The sequence below is a fragment of the Teichococcus aerofrigidensis genome (genome assembly GCF_054073225.1).
Genome location: NZ_JBSXMU010000204.1, coordinates 1 through 3,139 on the forward strand (window position 1 = coordinate 1; position 3,139 = coordinate 3,139).

At 72.8% G+C, this 3,139-nt stretch carries 5 protein-coding genes; all 5 read right to left on the bottom strand.

Going from position 1 to position 3,139, the window contains the following annotated elements; translation table 11 throughout:
* Positions 1–105: 105 nt before the first annotated feature.
* Positions 106–930: a flagellar basal body L-ring protein FlgH gene (locus ACVMLK_RS20415; protein WP_422926033.1), complete on the bottom strand. Its 825-nt coding sequence runs from the start codon at positions 928–930 to the stop codon at positions 106–108.
* Entirely contained in the window at positions 927–1,373 is a 447-nt protein-coding gene (flgA, locus tag ACVMLK_RS20420; RefSeq protein ID WP_422926035.1) for a flagellar basal body P-ring formation chaperone FlgA, read from the bottom strand. The genes ACVMLK_RS20415 and flgA overlap by 4 nt, the downstream gene beginning before the upstream one ends.
* A gap of 11 nt (positions 1,374–1,384) precedes the next feature.
* Positions 1,385–2,167, bottom strand: a complete 783-nt coding sequence (gene flgG, locus ACVMLK_RS20425) for a flagellar basal-body rod protein FlgG (RefSeq protein WP_422926037.1) — start codon at positions 2,165–2,167, stop codon at positions 1,385–1,387.
* 40 nt (positions 2,168–2,207) lie between these two features.
* Positions 2,208–2,948, bottom strand: a complete 741-nt coding sequence (gene flgF / locus ACVMLK_RS20430; protein ID WP_422926039.1) for a flagellar basal-body rod protein FlgF — start codon at positions 2,946–2,948, stop codon at positions 2,208–2,210.
* Between the two features lie 4 nt (positions 2,949–2,952).
* Positions 2,953–3,139: hypothetical protein (locus tag ACVMLK_RS20435; RefSeq protein WP_457487464.1), on the bottom strand; the 187-nt coding region annotated here is incomplete at its 5' end.

A 3,139-nucleotide genomic window follows, 5' to 3' on the forward strand; every position in this document is an offset into this window, starting at 1 on the left:
GCCTGCCGGTGGCCGAGGCGCTGCGCGAGGCCATCCTCGACTATCGCGACCGGTTGCCCGGCCCGATGTGAGGAGATCCGGCGAGAGGAGGTTAAGGCGGGGAGATCAGTAGGGGATCACGCGCTCGATCACCTGCTGGCCCCAGCGCGGCCGCTGCAGGTCGCTCGACACGCCGCGCCCGCCATAGGCGATGCGCGCCTCGGCGATCTTCTCCGAGGCGATGCGGTTGTTCGGGCGGATGTCCTCCGGCCGCACCAAGCCGCGCAATTGCAGCTCGCGCAGCTCGTTGTTGACGCGGATCTCCTGCGAGCCGGCGATCTCCAGATTGCCGCTCGGCAGCACCCGCACCACGGTGGCCGCCACCTGCAGGCGGATCTTCTCGTTGCGGCGGATCTTGCCGCTGCCGTTGGCCGTGCTGCCGCCGCCCAGCTCCAGGGCGGGATCGAGCTGGCCGCCGAAGGCGCGGCCGAGCACGCCCTGCAGCCCGAAGAGGAAGGGCATCCGCATCGACTGCGCGCTCTCGCGCTCGAGCTCGGTCTTGTTGTCGAACTGGGCGCTGTCGTCGATCTCGATCTCGACGGTCAGCAGGTCGCCCACCGTGCGGGCGCGCTGGTCGCGGAAGAAGGTGCGGCTGCCGGGGCGCCAGAGCGATCCGGCCATGGCCGGGCCGCCCGCATCCGGGCGCGAACGGTTGGCCACCTCGAGCGGGCTGTCCGGCGCCGTGGCCGGCGCCCCGCCGATCTCGCCCGGCGCCGAGATCGGCGGCGGCCGCTGGATATGGCCGAGCGTGTCGCAGCCGGCCAGGCCGAGCAGGGCGAGCGGCAACAGGGCCGGGAGGCGCAGGGCCGAGGGGCGGAAGGCCGATGGACGAAAGACCGATGGACGAAAGACCGGGGGGCGAAAGACCGGGGGGCGGGGGAACTGGCTCATGGCGCGGCGCGCACCTCCAGCGTGCCTTCCGCCACCACCAGGGCGCGGAAGGTGCGGTTGCTGCCGGGATTGTGGACGCGCACCGCCTCGCCCAGCGCCCCGGCCTCCAGGGCCCGGCCCTCCAGCTCCAGCGAGACGCCGGCGCTCTTCCAGAAGACGCGGACCGGCTGCGCGGCGCGCACCAGGGCGCGCTCGCCGATGTCGCGGGCGCTCAGCGGCACCTGGGCGCGGACGCGGCGCTTGACCTCGAGGCCGATGACCTCGCGCTCCGCCTCGACCAGATCGGCGCGGTCGCGGCGCGGCGCCAGCGCCTCGATGTCCTGCGGCTGCAGGATGTCGCCCGGCAGCAGCGGGCGGGCCGCGTGCCAGACCTCGCGCGCCGCGGCGGACGGGGCGGAGAGCGGCAGCGCCAGGAGCGGCAGCGCCAGGAGCAGGGGACGCATCGGGCCCGGCCTCAGCGCACGTTGTTGGCGGTCTGCAGCATCTGGTCGGTCGCCTCGATCACCTTCGAGTTCATCTCGTAGGCGCGCTGGGCGGCGATCAGCTGGGTGATCTCCTGCACCACATTGACGTTCGAGGCCTCGAGATAGCCCTGCCGCACCTTGGCGTAGCCGGGATCGGAGGGCAGGCCCTGGTTGGGCTGGCCGGAGGCCTCGGTCTCCAGGAACTTGTTGCCGCCGATCGCCTCGAGGCCGGAGTCGTTGGCGAACATGAAGAGGTTCAGCCGGCCGGCATTGCGCTGCTGGCCATTGGCCTCGGTGACGATCACCTCGCCGGCCTGGTTGATCGTGACATCCTTGGCATCGGCCGCGACATTGATCGCGGGCTCCACCGGATAGCCCTCGCTGGTCACCAGCTGGCCCTCGTTGGAGAGCTTGAGGCTGCCGTCACGGGTATAGGCCATGGTGCCGTCCGGCAGGGTGATGCCGAGATAGCCGCGCCCCTCCAGCGCCAGGTCGTAGCGGTTGCCGGTCTCGGTCAGCGAGCCCTGCAGGGTGATGCGGCTGACCGCCGAGTTGCGCACGCCGAGGCCGACCTGGGTGCCCACCGGCAGCAGTGTTCCGGCCTCGGAGGAGGCGGAGCCGACGCGCTCGGTGGACTGGTAGATCAGGTCCTGGAACTCCGCCTTGCGGCGCGTGAAGGCGGTGGTCGAGACGTTCGCGATGTTGTTGGCGATGACCTCGACATTGGTCTGCTGGGCCTGCATGCCGGTGGCCGCGATGCTCATGGCGCGCATGGGGGAACTCCTTCGTCGCGGGAGGGGATTGCGGCCATGCTCACGGCCGCCCGATGGTCTCGATCATCCGGCGCAGCCGGCTGTCATCCTCGCTGACCGCCTGCTGCAGGCTGTCATAGGCGCGCTGCAGCAGGGTGAGATTGGCCAGCTCCTGCACCGGCTGGACGGTGGAGGCCTCGAGCGCGGCCTGCACCAGCCGCGCCGCGCCCGGCGGCGCCGGCGCCGCATCGGCGATCTCGAGCAGGCCGTCGCCGGCCTTGCGGAGGGCGCGCGGATCGGAGCCGCGGAACAGGCCGATACGGCCGGCCGGCTCGGCCCGGCCGCCCTCGAGCGTGACCAGGATGGTGCCGTCGGCGCGGATCTCGAGGCGGGAGGCGGCGTCGGGCAGCGTGATGCGACCGCCATCCTCGCCCAGCACCGGGCGGCCGGCACTGTCGGTCAGGGTGTTGTCGGCGCTGATCTTCAGCCGGCCGTCCCGCGTGTAGCCGCGGGCGCCGCCCGGCCGCTCGACCGCCAGATGGGCATCGCCGTCGATCGCCAGGTCGAGCGGATTGCCGGTCTGGGCGATGCCGCCCTGGCGGGTGTCGACATAGGTCGCGCGGTCCTGCACGAAGGCCACCTCGCGCCCCGGCACGGCGAGGCGGCTGACATGGCTCTGGAACAGGGTGCGGTCGCCGCGGAAGCCTGTGGTGCTGGCATTGGCCAGGTTGCTGGCGGTGACGTCGAGCTGCTGGCGCAGCGCCAGCTGCCCGGACAGGCCGACGATGCTGGGGCTGTCCATGGCGTCAGTTCCTCTCCGGCAGCAGCTGCTCGATCCGCCGGCTGCGGGCGATGGCGGCGCGGGCGCCGGCGACGCCACGCTCGGGCGGCGCCTCGGCGGTGAGACGCAGCAGGTTCTCGGCGGCGGGCTCGCCGGCCAGCAGATCGGGCGCGATGCCGGGGCGCTGCCGCGCCAGCGCCGCGGCGCTGGCC

Excerpts from the sequence above, each read along its gene's own strand:
- ACVMLK_RS20415 (WP_422926033.1), bottom strand. The coding sequence starts at position 930 with ATGAGCCAGTTCCCCCGCCCCCCGGTCTTTCGCCCCCCGGTCTTTCGT.
- flgA (WP_422926035.1), bottom strand. The coding sequence starts at position 1,373 with ATGCGTCCCCTGCTCCTGGCGCTGCCGCTCCTGGCGCTGCCGCTCTCC.
- flgG (WP_422926037.1), bottom strand. The coding sequence starts at position 2,167 with ATGCGCGCCATGAGCATCGCGGCCACCGGCATGCAGGCCCAGCAGACC.
- flgF (WP_422926039.1), bottom strand. The coding sequence starts at position 2,948 with ATGGACAGCCCCAGCATCGTCGGCCTGTCCGGGCAGCTGGCGCTGCGC.